This is a genomic window from Bartonella sp. AP88HLJMH (genome assembly GCF_042195605.1).
Classification (GTDB): Bacteria; Pseudomonadota; Alphaproteobacteria; order Rhizobiales; family Rhizobiaceae; genus Bartonella.
In genome coordinates, this window is sequence record NZ_JBHIOR010000002.1 from 1 (window position 1) to 14,540 (window position 14,540).

13 protein-coding genes and 5 pseudogenes are annotated in these 14,540 nt (G+C 38.4%); 14 read left to right on the forward strand and 4 right to left on the reverse strand.

Features of this window, described 5'->3' with window-relative positions; genetic code table 11:
• The 8 genes and pseudogenes from ACFIMA_RS01160 to ACFIMA_RS01195 all read left to right on the forward strand — a co-directional run.
• Positions 1-264, forward strand: a pseudogene (locus ACFIMA_RS01160) (filamentous hemagglutinin); the annotation flags it as partial.
• On the forward strand, positions 261-662 hold the full coding sequence (locus tag ACFIMA_RS01165) for a hypothetical protein (protein WP_375693012.1): 402 nt from the start codon (positions 261-263) through the stop codon (positions 660-662). The pseudogene ACFIMA_RS01160 and the gene ACFIMA_RS01165, both read left to right, overlap by 4 nt.
• Before the next feature lie 182 nt (positions 663-844).
• On the forward strand, positions 845-1,321 hold the full coding sequence (locus ACFIMA_RS01170; RefSeq protein ID WP_273791330.1) for a hypothetical protein: 477 nt from the start codon (positions 845-847) through the stop codon (positions 1,319-1,321).
• 728 nt (positions 1,322-2,049) lie between these two features.
• Positions 2,050-3,063: pseudogene (locus tag ACFIMA_RS01175) on the forward strand (hypothetical protein); the annotation flags it as partial.
• Positions 3,058-3,413, forward strand: a pseudogene (locus tag ACFIMA_RS01180) (glycoside hydrolase family protein); the annotation flags it as partial. The pseudogenes ACFIMA_RS01175 and ACFIMA_RS01180, both read left to right, overlap by 6 nt.
• A pseudogene (locus ACFIMA_RS01185) lies at positions 3,410-3,634 on the forward strand (hypothetical protein); the annotation flags it as partial. The pseudogenes ACFIMA_RS01180 and ACFIMA_RS01185, both read left to right, overlap by 4 nt.
• On the forward strand, positions 3,570-3,776 hold the full coding sequence (locus ACFIMA_RS01190) for a hypothetical protein (RefSeq protein WP_375632355.1): 207 nt from the start codon (positions 3,570-3,572) through the stop codon (positions 3,774-3,776). The pseudogene ACFIMA_RS01185 and the gene ACFIMA_RS01190, both read left to right, overlap by 65 nt.
• Positions 3,769-3,987 (forward strand): hypothetical protein, encoded by a 219-nt coding sequence (locus ACFIMA_RS01195; RefSeq protein WP_375693013.1) that lies wholly within the window; start codon positions 3,769-3,771, stop codon positions 3,985-3,987. Before ACFIMA_RS01190 ends, ACFIMA_RS01195 begins: the two co-directional genes overlap by 8 nt.
• A 60-nt stretch (positions 3,988-4,047) precedes the next feature.
• On the opposite strand, the gene ACFIMA_RS01200 is transcribed toward ACFIMA_RS01195, so the two are convergent.
• Entirely contained in the window at positions 4,048-4,320 is a 273-nt protein-coding gene (locus ACFIMA_RS01200) for a type II toxin-antitoxin system YafQ family toxin (RefSeq protein WP_375693045.1), read from the reverse strand.
• Between the two features lie 9 nt (positions 4,321-4,329).
• A pseudogene (locus tag ACFIMA_RS01205) lies at positions 4,330-4,610 on the reverse strand (type II toxin-antitoxin system RelB/DinJ family antitoxin).
• A gap of 277 nt (positions 4,611-4,887) precedes the next feature.
• On the opposite strand from ACFIMA_RS01205, the gene ACFIMA_RS01210 reads away from it, so the two are divergent.
• The 3 genes from ACFIMA_RS01210 (at position 4,888) to ACFIMA_RS01220 (ending at position 7,934) form a co-directional block, all read left to right on the forward strand.
• Positions 4,888-5,850 carry an L-threonylcarbamoyladenylate synthase gene (locus ACFIMA_RS01210; protein WP_375613034.1) on the forward strand — a complete coding sequence of 321 codons (963 nt, stop codon included), beginning with the start codon at positions 4,888-4,890 and terminating at the stop codon, positions 5,848-5,850.
• A 2-nt stretch (positions 5,851-5,852) separates the two neighbouring features.
• A complete protein-coding gene (locus ACFIMA_RS01215; RefSeq protein WP_375693014.1) occupies positions 5,853-7,262 on the forward strand; it encodes an FAD-binding oxidoreductase in 1,410 nt (469 codons plus the stop codon).
• Between the two features lie 144 nt (positions 7,263-7,406).
• Complete coding sequence (locus ACFIMA_RS01220; RefSeq protein ID WP_375628324.1) at positions 7,407-7,934, forward strand: DUF6101 family protein; 528 nt, start codon at positions 7,407-7,409, stop codon at positions 7,932-7,934.
• 1,086 nt (positions 7,935-9,020) lie between these two features.
• Here ACFIMA_RS01220 and purD read toward each other — a convergent pair.
• Entirely contained in the window at positions 9,021-10,295 is a 1,275-nt protein-coding gene (purD, locus tag ACFIMA_RS01225; RefSeq protein ID WP_375693015.1) for a phosphoribosylamine--glycine ligase, read from the reverse strand.
• Positions 10,296-10,385: 90 nt separating this feature from the next.
• Here purD and ubiA point away from each other — a divergent pair, with 90 nt between their 5' ends.
• The gene (gene ubiA / locus ACFIMA_RS01230) at positions 10,386-11,390 is read left to right on the forward strand and encodes a 4-hydroxybenzoate octaprenyltransferase (RefSeq protein ID WP_375678079.1); all 1,005 of its coding nucleotides are present in this window, start codon (positions 10,386-10,388) and stop codon (positions 11,388-11,390) included.
• Between the two features lie 237 nt (positions 11,391-11,627).
• Here ubiA and pdxH read toward each other — a convergent pair whose 3' ends face one another.
• Complete coding sequence (gene pdxH / locus ACFIMA_RS01235) at positions 11,628-12,251, reverse strand: pyridoxamine 5'-phosphate oxidase (protein WP_375631578.1); 624 nt, start codon at positions 12,249-12,251, stop codon at positions 11,628-11,630.
• A 325-nt stretch (positions 12,252-12,576) separates the two neighbouring features.
• On the opposite strand from pdxH, the gene ACFIMA_RS01240 reads away from it, so the two are divergent.
• Both ACFIMA_RS01240 and fabI read left to right on the forward strand, forming a co-directional pair.
• Positions 12,577-13,482, forward strand: coding sequence for a DnaJ C-terminal domain-containing protein (locus ACFIMA_RS01240; protein ID WP_375620646.1), 906 nt, complete (start codon positions 12,577-12,579; stop codon positions 13,480-13,482).
• Positions 13,483-13,609: 127 nt separating this feature from the next.
• A complete protein-coding gene (gene fabI, locus ACFIMA_RS01245) occupies positions 13,610-14,428 on the forward strand; it encodes an enoyl-ACP reductase FabI (protein WP_375619738.1) in 819 nt (272 codons plus the stop codon).
• Positions 14,429-14,540: the final 112 nt, after the last annotated feature.

Consider the following 14,540-nt stretch of genomic DNA (forward strand, 5'->3'; position numbering starts at 1 on the left):
GGTTATGTGAGTGATGGCAAACAAACCACTATTGGCTTTGATGGGAATAGATATGACTTTGTAAGCAGAATTATTGGCGGCAATGGCTATACCTACGGGACACTCCCTGCTGGCAGTAACGTTTGGACAGAATGGTTGAGAGTGGCTACAAATCCCATAAGTTCCCATACTTGCCTTGGAGATGCGAGCGATATGTGCCAAAAGACTTATGGCTCATCTCATCGTGAACAAGTTCCTTCAAGTAAATCATGGAGTAAAAAATGAAAAAACCTTTAAAATTATTGAGTACATTAACTCTATTAATCATCACTGGTTGTCAATTTAATAAAACTCCTACCTCCTCTATAGGAGCCTGGGAGAAACCGGGAGCAGATTTTACTGAAATAGGAAAAGCCTTGTTAGAATGTGGCATGCCAACGCCTTATGATGTCGATCCAGAAAACAGAAAGCAGAGCATTAATGCAAAAGCAACAATTTATGCTTGCATGGTTCAATCAGGTTTCCGTGATAAAGTGGGGGGAGGGACTTGGTGCGAGAATCATAGAGCCGAAAACTTACCCATATGTCGTCCAGGTGCTGTCATACCACAGCGCAGTGTCAAGAAGCGCTTGAACAGCCCTTTTTGTAAAAAGCATCCAGAACAATATGAATGTTATCCTTAAGTTTTGCTGTTTGTGATGATTAACAATCCGCTATCCTTGCCTTCACTTGGAATGGCGCGATTGTTTTCTCAACTAATCATCTCAATATTGTTCACCGTTGTTTTAAGCAGCGGTGACAGAAAATATCAACAGGCTTATGAGCTCTGTTTTATTGTAAATAAATCCATTGAAAGAGGGGAATAATGAAGAAAATCTTAAAACTATTGAGTTGTATAGCTCTCTTAAATACAGCTGGATGTGTTAACCAACCTCCTCCATCAACTTTAGCATTATGGGAAAAACCAGGTGTCGATAAAGCGATGATCCAACAATCCTTATCAAAATGTGGCTGGAAACCGGTTTATGCTTCTTCTAGTGATATGAATTCGTATGCGAGTGAATTTGCCTCAGTTTATGAGTGTATGAAAAAAGCAGGTTTCCGGTATAAATTGCAAGATTCAAAAGGGCTCTATTTTGTACAACCTCTGAAAAGTGACTCGTTTTTAGCTAATTTGATGCTAGCTGGATATCAGCAATTTATGGACAATGATACCTTTGGTGTGACCAACAAAACGAAACAGGAACGCGCTTTACTAACGCATTTTGAGGATGAAAGAAAACGTCAGCAAAAGCAAAAAGCTTTACAAAAGCGATCACCAAAGCGTCCTCCCCATCGTTAAAAAGGTCGTTGGGTAAAATCACGAATGAAGTAGGGGATCAAAGCCGTCTCCTTCTTTATTCAAGCGGGTGGCACTTTAAATAAGGCAGTATCCATGGTGTTGGAGCCGATATTATCGCTGGGACCAATCCTGTTTATGCAAATGGTGAGCAGAGCGGGAATATCACCTTGGGAGAAGGTAAAGATATCATTTTTGAAAGTGTACAAAACCAGCTCGTGGGTGTTGCTACAGCCCTTGGCTCTTAAGACGATTCATAAGAATCATTTTTACTCCTTTCTTCTATAGTTTTTACCCACACATCAGCCCCGCTTATGATGTGCAAGCAAGTGATTTTGATTGATTCAAGATAAACAGATTTGAAATGAGAGAATCCTACGTTATTCGGGAGGCTAATTCAATATAAATAACGCTAGATTATTATTATAAATCAATATTTTGTTATATAAAAAAACTAATCCGTAGGAGATTGTTGAAAATGTTGGAACTATCCTTGGTACTTTTGCTGGGCTTAGCAACATCAGAGCGAAAGAAAATATCGTACGAGTAGGGCAGCGAGATGGATACAAACTCTATGAGTATAACTACAGGGGCTATCCAGAGCGTTATCGCGGGGTGATGGCACAAGATGTTTTGAAGTCAAAACCTGAAGCTGTTTTCTTGCATAAGGCGATAGGTTTTTTGCATGTAGATTATAGCAAGCGTGGCTGTGAGATGGAAAGGGTGCAGTGATGGAACAAGAAAACACAAATTCTCTTTTAAAGTTGTTTGATCCAAAATTTTTGCGTCCTTTAATGTATCAGGTTATACCGCAGTTACCTAGATATTTATTGCAATAACGCTCGATGCCTCCAAGCACACCGTTGGAAGGACGATACAAGCCAAGTTTTTTTAGAACGGGCTGCTTGTCGCACAAACCCTTTTGATGCGAGCAATGGGGATAATACTCCGCAAAAATTGAGTCCTATAGAGCTTATTCGCGGTTCTCAAGCAGGGACAGAACGAGCTGGGAAAAAACGCCAGCAGAATTGATTATGTCTATGGATGATTTAAAACGCCAAATGCCTCCATTGCCGGATGTTTCAAAGAATACTGTTAAGATACAAGAGGTGCCGGAGCAACAAAAACATGACTTCTCAGAGCAGGGAGGTGTTGCATCAATGATTCCTCAATCTCCACTTGTTGGGAACATTGATCAGTCTAGTGGGGATGAAGCTGGGCGACAGCAAAAAAATGTGATGGATTATATTGCTCAACTTAATGAGAAATCTATAGCGGAAAACTCTTTGAAAAATGATTCTGGAAATGATGAGGAAAAGCTTTTTGATGCACCTATAGGAGAAGAAAAACATTTGAATGCACACTTACCAGAAGAGGAGCATTTAAAAGCAAGTGGTGATCTTGAACAAAAAACAGATTATATCAAGTCACTTGATAACTTTGTTCAGACAGGAGCAAATCCAAGTAGCTTATGGGAGCGTTTTAGAAAATCAGAATTTTCCGAGCATTTAATGGATTTTTTTGCAGGGCTTGCGTTAGGAAAGACACCACAAGAAAGTTTTTCAAATGCATCTATCCTTATGCGGCAGGGCAACAAGGAACGCGCACAACATAAACAAACTTTGCAATTTTTACGCTCTAAAGGGTATAGCGATGAAGATGCGCAAGCACTCACGCAATATCCAGATCTTGCCATGAAAATCATAGGCAACACGTTAAGCCCTCAAGAAGGCTATAGAACACTACTTAAAAGGCTTAATCGGGGGATTATGAATCTGTACCAACCGAATTGCAGAAATGGACCAAAGCGGGAGGCAAACGTTTACAAGGTCTTGTACACCGGCGTGTAGCAGAGGCAGGACTATGGGCGAAAGGGGCTTATGTTTCTTCCAATTATCAAACAGTAGAAACGCAAGCACCAACGGGGGTTTTCAAAGCAGACGCATTGGCACCGATTATTGGTTCTTTCTCAGGTCTTGGTGGATTTTTAGTGGGCAATGGACCCATTCAATGGGCTTTAGCCGCCATTATGGTTTTAGCCGCATGTACTGGTATTTTCTTTGTTGCTAAACGCTTTCAGGAGCACCGCCTATGATCTTATGGATGAAAAGAAACTTGATGGTAACAGGTGCGGCTTTAGCCGCTTTTTTTATTGCCTTAGCAAGAGCTTTTACTCTTGGGAAAAAAGCAGAGCAACAAAAGCAAACAGAAAAAGCTTTAAAAGCAGCCACAACACGTCTGGAGGTGGAAAGTGAAGTTAATCAAAAAAGTGATGCTGATGTGCATGCTGCTCTCTCTGACTGGTTGCGCAACAAATCAATATGCTTCTTCTTGTGTTGGTTGGTTACCTATTTATTTAAGCCGGCAAGATCTGAACGCCATCAGTTCAAACTTAGCAAGAGAGATCTTAAAGCACAATAATCTAGGTGAACGCTTGTGTGGGTGGAAACATGGTTAGAAAAAAATCCAAAAAACACACAGAGCTTACAGAATCAGAAAAAGAAATGCTTCAAGAAATGATCATCACCTATCAAAGCGTGAAAATGATGTCTCGCTTGATGAAGTGGATAGCATTTTTTCTTTTTTTGCTTATCCTTGATTTTGCACGCCTCATGGATGCGCTAGATAATGTCATTGCACATTTAAAGCAGTGGTTCTTAAAGAATTAGAAAAACTGTCATACAAGCAAAACTTCGAAAAATTCTTTTTACTATGAATTGTAGATCCAATCATAAGCGTAGTTCAGAATGCAAACCAAGTCGTAAGAGCTCTAGTGTTTTGGTATCTGGCTTTCGATAGATCAAAACTAAATCTGGCTTGATATGACAATCACGACAATTGTGCCATTGACATGTTAGTGCATGATCTCTCCAATGCGCCTTTAGCGGTTCATTCTCCGCTAACGCTTTGACCACAAGCAGCAAATCCTTCTCTAGTGTATTAGCATACCTACCTTTGCTGTCACGTTTAAGGTCAGACCGGAATGAACGCGTATAGACAATATAGCAAGCTTAGGTTTTCTTTTCAGATTTACGCATTTCGGTTCTATCTTCGCGTATCATGGTCCTTAAGCTGTCTAATGATGTGTGTTCGATGCGTCCCATTTCAGCATCCTCGATAGCTCGTAATGTTTCCGGATTTGGTTGAAAGATCCAAGCGGTAATGTTCGATCTCTAGCAATGCGGGTCATAAACATGCGTACTGCATCCGATACAGTTAAACCCGTAGACTTAATAACTGCACTTGCAATTTCTTGAACTTGATCAGGTATGCGGGCTTGAATTTTTCCCATTTCTAAATCCCCTATTCAATTGTAGTACAATGTACTGCACGTTAAGTCTATGTCAAGAGTTTCAACAATAGCTTTTCACAAGAGAACTTAGCAAAATTCAAAAAATTATTAGAGAAAGTTAGAAGAATAAGGTATGTTTTGTAGAAGAATATTGGAAAATCCTATTCCCTAACCTTTATTTATGAACCCCATACTTAAAAAAACATATAAATCAATGTGATATATGAATAAAAAAGAGCATAATATCACTAAAAGAGTGTTATAGAAATGATGTGTCATGACGATTTTACCACTCGATAGTGCTTCGATAAGAGAGGCAATAGCGCTTCTTGAACAAGGGAAGTTAGTAGCGTTACCAACAGAAACTGTTTATGGATTAGCGGGCGATGCAACCAATGGGAGGGCAATTTCTTCTATTTATTCTACAAAGGGTCGTCCGCAAATTAATCCTCTTATTGCGCATGTTAGCGGCATCGAAATGGCGGAACGTTATGTTAAAATTGACTTTCTTTCACGCCAATTAATAGAGGAATTTTGGCCAGGGCCTTTGACATTGGTTTTGCCTTTAAAGGAACAGCATAATATCCATCCTTTAACAACCTCTGGTTTGAATACCTTGGCTGTTCGTTTTCCAGACAGTCGTTTTGCGGAAGTGGTACAACATTTTGGCCGTCCACTTGCTGCTCCTAGTGCGAATCAATCGGGGCGTCTTAGCCCTACTTCAGCTGAGGCTGTTTTTGCATCTTTGGGGGAATCTGTTCCTTTGATATTGGACGGAGGACCTGCTAAAATAGGGCTGGAATCAACGATTATTAAAATTTGTGGTGAAAATATTTATCTTTTGCGTCCAGGCGGGCTTGCGGCTGATGAAATTGAAGAGGTTGTGGGGAAGCCTTTAAAACGGATAGATCAAAGGGCGGCGATTGAAGCTCCTGGGATGTTAAAATCGCATTATGCTCCCAATGCTACGGTTCGTTTGAATGTAGAAAAGGTGGAAAATGGTGAAGCGCTTTTAGCATTTGGTTCAAAGCGTGTTATGGGGGCTGAAAATGCCGTTTCTATTTTAAACCTTAGCGAAGATGGAAAGTTGGAAGAGGCAGCCTCTCATTTATTTCAATATATGAAGGAATTAGATTCATTTAAAGTGAGATGCATCGCAGTAGAACCTATTCCATCATACGGATTAGGAGAGGCTATCAATGATCGTCTTATACGGGCTGCGGCTCCAAAGGAGAAATGAACATGGAGCAGGAATTAATTGAAGGGTTTAGGGAAATTGTTGGTGCTAAGCATGCTATAACGGATCAAGCTTTGATTGCACCGTATTTGCTTGAAGAGCGTGGGCTTTTTCATGGAAAAACACCTTTACTTTTACGTCCATCTTCTCGCGCAGAGGTCTCATCGATTATGCAGTTAGCGAGCAAAACGCGCACACCGATTGTGCCACAGGGTGGAAATACAGGGCTTGTGGGGGGACAACAACCAGATGAAGGAGGAGGGAGCGTTCTTTTATCCATGGAGCGATTAAATAAGATTAGAGCTATAAATCTTGAGGGAAATTTTGTTGTTGTAGAGGCTGGTGTTATTTTACAGGATTTACAGAAAAAAGTGGATGAATCAGGTCGTTTTTTCCCTCTTTCTTTGGCATCTGAAGGTTCTTGCCAAGTAGGAGGAAATCTTTCGTCGAATGCTGGAGGGACAGCTGTTTTAGCTTATGGCAATATGCGTGATCTTTGTCTTGGTTTAGAAGTTGTTTTACCGGATGGGCGTATTTTAGATGATTTGCGTTTTGTTAAAAAAGACAATAGCGGTTATGATTTAAAAGATCTTTTTATTGGTGCAGAAGGCACATTGGGAGTTATAACCGCAGCCGTTTTGAAGATGTTTCCAAAAATAAAAGGAAAAGCTGTTGCTTTGGTGGGATTATATAGTCCGGCGAAGGCCTTAGAGTTTTTATCTCTGGCTCAAGAATATGGAGGAGGGATGTTGACAGGTTTTGAGCTCATGGGAAATCCCAGTTTGCAAATGGCTTTAGATTATAAGATGTGTGAGAAGCCTCCTCTTCAGCGGAAACATGAATGGTATGTATTAATGAACATTTCATCGTTGCAAGGCAATGATGAGGCGTTATCGGTATTGAGTACTATTTTAGAAGAAGCTTTAAAGAATGCGGTGATAGAAGATGCAGTTGTTGCGCAATCTTTAAAACAGCAAGATTTTTTTTGGCAATTACGAGAAAGTATATCATCAGCACAAAAGTTAGCAGGAGGGTCCATTAAGCATGATATTGCAATCCCACTTGCTTCTATTCCTGATTTTATTGCTGAGGCAGCGCTCATTGTTGAAGATATTGCTCCAGGAGCACAGGTGATTTGTTTTGGACACATGGGCGATGGAAATTTACATTATAATATTACACAACCTGTAGGAGCTGATACGACAGTGTTTTTGCAGTTATGGTCAACAATGAATCATCGCATTCATAGTTTAGTGGTGGACTATAGAGGTGCATTTTCTGCTGAGCATGGAATTGGTCAGCTTAAGCGCGAAGAACTTTGTTCTTTTAAATCGCCTGTCGCATTGGATATTATGCAAGGGATTAAAAAAACACTCGATCCTTTAGGGATAATGAATCCTGGAAAAGTATTATAATTCAAGAATGGTGATCATGCATTTTTGTTTAGATTTTAATAACCAAAAAAGAAACCAGTTGTTTTTTATTCAAACTTTTAATAATCCAATGAGAAAAAGCTGCTAAAGGGTGTATGTTATTTAAGATAAATTGGGATAATGTATATGGCTAATCAATGCTTTAATCAGGCAAAAGCGGTGCTTGAATTTCGGTTAGATCCGTGCCATTTGCCACAAACGACGACATATTTTTCATCCAAAACGGGTAATCAGGTTATTTGTTCGTTAAATGAGCGTGGTGTTTCTTTTAAAACGGATATGCCTTCAAGCTTATCGCATTTAATACCCCCTTATCATTTTCAAGGAATTGCAGCACGTACCGTAAAAACGCGTTCAGGAGAAAGAGCTGTTGCATTAGAATTACTTCATGCCGATGAGGAAGCTTGTATACCGCTTTTGGTTTCCAGAGATTTGAATAATGTTCTTCTGGATTGGCGGTTATGGGCGGATACTTATGGCCTTCCCATGCTTATGATCAATGAAGATAATCGCATTCTGGTTGTAAAAGATCGTTCTGATTTACATCGATTTTTTGGTACAACAGCACATTCTAAACAAAAGCATTTTTTACTTCGTTATAGCAATCCGTTAGGCTTGCGTTTGGTGATTGCGAATCGAATTGCACTCCAGTAAATTAACATGCATTCATTTTTGTACGACCGTCAGCATTTATCTTGTTGTGCTGTAAAACATCGTTGTTTGGGGAGGTAACATAAGGCATGTAAACTTCACACATGAAGTGTTTTTAGAAGATATGGCGAATATTCTTAAGTTTGCTTGTTGGTCTTTGTGTAAGTGCAGCATATGAGTGGGAAGCAAGAGGAACCCGCTTAATGAGAATTCAGACCTTTACAGACGGGATTTGGTGTGACTTTTGGTTCTTGAAAACAAAGAGAAAGTCAATGATTGTAAATGAGAGTTTTTTGACACCATACATTGGCAGCAGGAATCGATGATGTAAAACGCTTTTTTCAGAGAGGTAAAAACGGTTTTCATAACAATAGAAACTGTTTTTTTGCGGTATAATTTTGGGTTTTTGCCACATTATTAAAAACACCAGAAGATTACTGGAAGTGTTTTTGAATTTTTTTTTATAAATCATTTCTCCATGTTGAATGAAAGCTTTGAATATTGCAGAATATTCTTATTTCATCTCTCTTTTATAATCAAAATCATTTAGATAGAAAGGGTTATCGTAATATTGAGAATTGGAAAATACAATGATGGTATCGGTTTTTATTTTTATTCCAGAAAGCTGGCAGAATGGATTTATACTATTTGCAGGTAGTGTCGTAAAATGGGAATGATAAGCATGAGAGATATTGTTTAAGAATTTGTATGTGAATAACATAACTATCTTTTTTGGGCATTTTATTTTTCGTAAAAGCGGAATTTCACTAAAAACGCGATAAATAAAAGAAATGATAGTATATACGTTTTTCCTCAGGATTTTATAAGAAAGAAAGTGTTTATAAAAATGATGAGAAGATGCGTTTAAAGTAAAGACAACAGTAAAATGATTATTTTATATTACATCTTCAGATTCAGAAAATTTTCCTATTTTATCATGAGTAGATATCCTATTTACAATATTTGATTGTTCAAAGGAAAGCACACTTATTTTTTCAAAATTATGGTCAACGTAAAACAGTGAGAAAATTTTTGTATCATGCTCTTATATAAAATAATAAAATCGTAAAAAAAGAATATTCAAAGGATTTAATTTTCTCGCGCAACGGCTCTCCATCCGATATCTCGACGAACAAAACCTTCTGGCCAATCAATACAATCAACAGCTTCATAAGCACGTTTTTGTGCATGCGTAATCGTTTTTCCTGTTGCAGTTATATTGAGAACACGTCCACCATTTGCAATGAGTTCTCCATCACGCAACACTGTACCAGCTTGAAAAACTTTCACATCGGGAAGAGAGTTTACTTGATCAACGTTACGGATAACAGTACCTTTTTGGGGAGAGTCTGGATAACCATTAGCAGCCATAACAACGGTGAGAGCAGCTTTTTCAGACCACCGAAGAGGCTTATTTTCAAGTTTTCCTTGAGCAGCAGCAAGAAAAATTGGCAAAATATCATCTTTGAGGCGCATCATTAAAACTTGACATTCAGGATCACCGAATCGTACGTTAAATTCAATTAATTCGGGTCCTTTTTGCGTTATCATTAATCCGACGAAGAGAATACCTTTAAAGGGGGCGCCTATTTCTTTCATGCTTTTTAAAGCTGGTTCAACAATTTCTTTGAGAGTACGATTCACTATTTCTTGGGTCATGATGGGCGCTGGTGAATAAGCACCCATACCACCGGTGTTTGCTCCAGTATCCCCATCACCTACACGTTTATGATCTTGAGCAGATCCAAAAGGAAGAGCAACTTTACCATCACAAAGGCAGAAGAAGCTTGCTTCTTCACCTTCAAGAAAAGATTCTACAACAATTTTGTTTCCTGCATCTCCAAATGTACTTTTGAAGCAGGCATCAACTGCGTTAAACGCTTCTTCCATAGTTGTTGCAACCACGACACCTTTGCCAGCTGCTAAGCCATCAGCTTTAATAACAATGGGAACACCTTGTTGCTGAATGTAAGCTTTAGCTTTAGAGGCATCATTAAAGCATTGGTAACTTCCTGTAGGAATGTTATTCTTCCGACATAAATCTTTTGTAAAGGCTTTTGAACCTTCTAGTTGAGCAGCTTTTTGAGTAGGACCAAATACACAGATGTTAGCGCTATTAAGAGAGTCTGTTATACCCGCCACCAAGGGTGCTTCTGGTCCTACAATTACAAGATCAATAGAATGTGCCTTACAAAAATCAATAACAAGGGGATGGTCATCAATGTTTAAATTAATATTTTCACCAAATTCTGTTGTTGCAGGATTTCCAGGAGCACAATATAACTTTGTTAGCAGTGGTGATGCTGCTATTTTCCATGCTAAAGCATGTTCTCGTCCACCTGAGCCAATAAGAAGAATATTCATTGCTTGCTCCTCTCATAAAAGATAATTAATCTCATCCCCTTCTCATAAGAATGAAATGTCTCTATCGCAAGACCAAAGGTAAATCATTTGATGAAAAAAAATAAAAATATCGCGCATGTTCAGTCCTATGATAGCCAAGGACGGGTTATGGATGCATCTTCCAAACAATGGGTCTACAGCTTCCTTCCCCGTTCTTTATGGTTTTATGCGCAATTGGCGCGTTGGGATCGACCTATCGGTTGGCAATTGTTGATGTGGCCTTGTTTTTGGTCAACAACAATGGCTTTTTTCTCTTATAACATGCATTACGATACTCTTTTATCAATGTTTCTTCATTGGGTTTGGTATCTTTTTCTTTTTTTTCTGGGATCTATTGCTATGCGAGGGGCAGGATGTACTTGGAATGATCTTATTGACCATAAAATTGATGCTCAGGTAGAAAGGACACGTTCTCGCCCATTGCCAACAGGTCATGTGAGTCGGTTTCAAGCGAGAGTTTTTATCCTTGTGCAATGTTTTGTTGGTTTAGTTGTTTTATCACAATTTAATAGGTTTAGTTTTTTTCTAGGTATTTCGTCATTAATAGCTGTTGCATTTTATCCTTTTATGAAACGCGTAACATATTGGCCGCAGTTTTTTTTAGGCGTTGCATTTAATTGGGGGGCATTAATGGGGTGGGCTGTTGTCTTTGGAAGTTTAAGCTGGGCACCAATCTTGCTTTATGTGGGATCAATTTTGTGGACCATAGGATACGACACAATCTACGCACATCAAGATAAAGAAGATGACGTTACTGTTGGTGTCCGTTCTACGGCTCTTCTTTTTGGTAAAGCAACCAAGCGTGCTTTAGTATTTTTGTATGGTGGTTTTGTGATGTTCATTAGTCTAGCATTTTATTTAGCTGGAGTCCCTGTTCTTAGTTTTTTGGGGATTTTTGTGGCAAGCATCCATATGTTTATTCAAATTAAAGTCATTGATATAGATGACAGTTCACAATGCCTCAGGCTTTTCAAATCTAATTCGCTTATTGGTTTTGTGATTTTTGCTGGTTTAGTATGTGGGGGTATATGGATGATATTTTATCCTGCGGTCTAAAAATAAGTTAGCTAAAATCATAGTTTCTACTGAATACAGTATGTTTTTTTTAATAAGCTTGTTGCTAATCTATTTTTAAGCGATACAGTAGAAAATATTACTAATCAACTGTTACAGTGAAAATAAAATTCTTCTATTTAAATAAAATAAATCATCTTCTTTTAGAATTTTTCGAATAAAAAATATTTGTTTAATTGTTGCGAAGAAAAAATCTTCATAACGATGAAGTTTGAAGGATTAGGGATAAAGTTTTTGTCTTTTCCAATCATTGTTTTCAATACAATCGCGTGTAAAAAGCAGACGATCATGTAAACGAAATGGGCGATCGCACCAGAACTCTATAGAAAGGGGTTTAACACGAAACCCAGACCAATAAGGTGGTCGTGGAATATTACCTAGAGCATAACGCGCAGTATATTGAGCAATTGCTTTTTCGAGCACAAAACGATTGTCTAAAGGTTGAGATTGTTTAGATGCCCATGCACCAATTCGACTACCACGTGGTCGCGATTGGAAATAGGCATCGGCTTCCTGTTGACTTACTTTTTCAACAATTCCTCTAATTCTGACTTGACGACGGAGCGATTTCCAATGAAAACCTAAGGATGCTTTCATTGATTTTAAAATTTCTTGTCCTTTACAGCTTTCATAATTGGTATAGAAGACAAAGCCTTGGGGACTGTAGTCTTTGAGGAGAACCATACGAACATTAGGGAGTCCTGTTTCGTCAACTGTTGCTAATGCCATAGCATTCGGATCATTTATTTCACTTATCGTTGCCTCTTCAAGCCACTTTGCGAAAAGTTCAAAAGGTTTTTGCATTTGCATAAAATGATCATCTGTTGGTATTTTTTTGCTCATAGTTTCTCCAAATATCAGTGAGCATGGGTGAGGCATTTTCTCATTTACTTTATCATCAAGAAGTCACAGTACCATTTTTTCTTATTTTCAAAAAGCCAATGCTATCGTGTATTTCTATGGTAGTTTAATTATTTTTACTTTAGCATAGACTACAAGGAGCTATATTAAATAAATATCTCATTTTATCTGGTATTTTAGTTTATTGATAGACATATAAAGAGAAAAGAAGAAATTATTCTTTAGAATAGACTGATGAAGCTATAAGGGATATTGAACAACGTATCAGTTGATATTTTGAAAACGAAGAAATTGAAAAGAGGGCAATATGCGTGATCCCTACACGATTCTGGGTGTGGCACGTACCGCAAAATCGCAAGAGATTAAATCGGCATTTAGAAGATTAGCGAAGAAATATCATCCAGACCATAATAAAGATGATACAAAGGCTAAAGAGAAATTTGCTGAAATTAATCAAGCCTATGAAATTATAGGTGATAAAGATAAAAAGGCACAATTTGACCGCGGTGAAATTGATATGGAAGGAAAACCGCTTTATCAAGCCTATGGTGCTGGTGAAAATTTTAGCAATAAACAAAATCCCTTTTCAGGAAGAGCAAAGGGATTTGATTTTTCCTCTTCAGGTGGTGCAAGTTTTGATGCGAGTGATATTTTTCGGGATCTGTTTGGAGGAGGTGGTAGCTTTTCGAATTCCACACACTATAACCGTCCCCAACAAGGAGCACATGTTCGTGCTAATCTTGCCATAACATTAGAGCAGATGGTTGGCGCAGAAAAGGTGGAAGCTGTTTTTCCAAATGGAAAAAAGTTAAAAATTAAACTGCCAGATTATATTGAAGACGGACAGACTATTCGTTTAAAAGGTCAGGGAGAAGAGGTACCTCACGGGCAAGCAGGAGATGCATTAATAACCATTCAGATTCAAAAACATCCTCGTTTTCGGGTTGAAGGAAGAGCACTCCATCTTGATTTACCAGTTTCTCTTAAACATGCTGTTTTGGGAGCAAAAGAAGAAGTTGAGACGTTGGAGGGGCGTGTGGTTTTAACGATTCCTGCGTGGTCAAGTTCTGATCGCGTTTTACGGTTGAAAGGGAAAGGGCTTCGTTTAAAAAATGGTACAAGAGATGATCTTTATGTGCATGTTCGCATTATGTTGCCGGGAGATGAAAATGCCGCCGCACTAGAACAGTTTTTGCAAATGCAACAAGATTAATTTTAAAAATTTTATATATAAAAGCGTAGTTTTTGTTTGATTTTAAACCAATTGCTTGAAGAAAAAGTTGACCTGTGTCATAGGCAGGTGAATAATACTAATTTTAAGTAACAATGGGGCAGTGCTGATGGCTAAGGGTAATGGTTTATTGTACGGTAAGCGTGGTTTAATTTTGGGGTTGGCCAATAATCGCTCCATCGCTTGGGGAATCGCTAAAGCGGCAAGTGGCGCAGGGGCAGAGCTTGCTTTTACCTATCAGGGTGAAGCAATGAAAAAGCGTGTCGAGCCTTTGGCTGAAGAATTAAAGGGATTTGTTTGTGGACATTGTGATGTTTCTGACAGTGTCTCTATTGATACGGTCTTTAGAGAAATAGAGAAGAAATGGGGAAAACTTGATTTTTTAGTTCATGCTATTGGTTTTTCTGATAAAGATGAATTAAGTGGTCGTTATATTGATATCAGCGAATCAAATTTTATGATGACCATGAATATTTCCGTTTATTCCCTAACAGCTCTAACGAAGCGTGCAGAAAAATTGATGCCAGATGGTGGTTCAATCTTGACACTAACCTATTATGGTGCAGAAAAGGTTGTTCCCAATTATAATGTAATGGGGGTTGCCAAAGCCGCTCTTGAAGCGAGCGTGAAATATTTAGCGGTAGATTTAGGTCCCCAAAATATTCGTGTTAATGCTATATCTGCTGGACCAATTAAAACGTTAGCGGCTTCTGGTATTGGTGATTTTCGTTATATTTTAAAATGGAATGAATATAATGCTCCATTACGTCGTACGGTAACAATTGAAGAGGTTGGTGATTCTGCGCTTTATTTTCTTTCAGATTTGTCTCGTTCTGTTACCGGTGAAGTCCATCATGTCGATTCGGGTTATAATATCATAGGTATGAAGGCAGTTGATGCACCAGACATTTCTGTCGTTAAAGAATAAAGTTTGGTTTATAAGATTTTATTAGACAGCAGTAATTTGACCAAATTTAAGGTGTCCAAGAGTATTTGGGAGAAAAGAGCTGTTTTGTGTATAGCACACAACATACGTTATC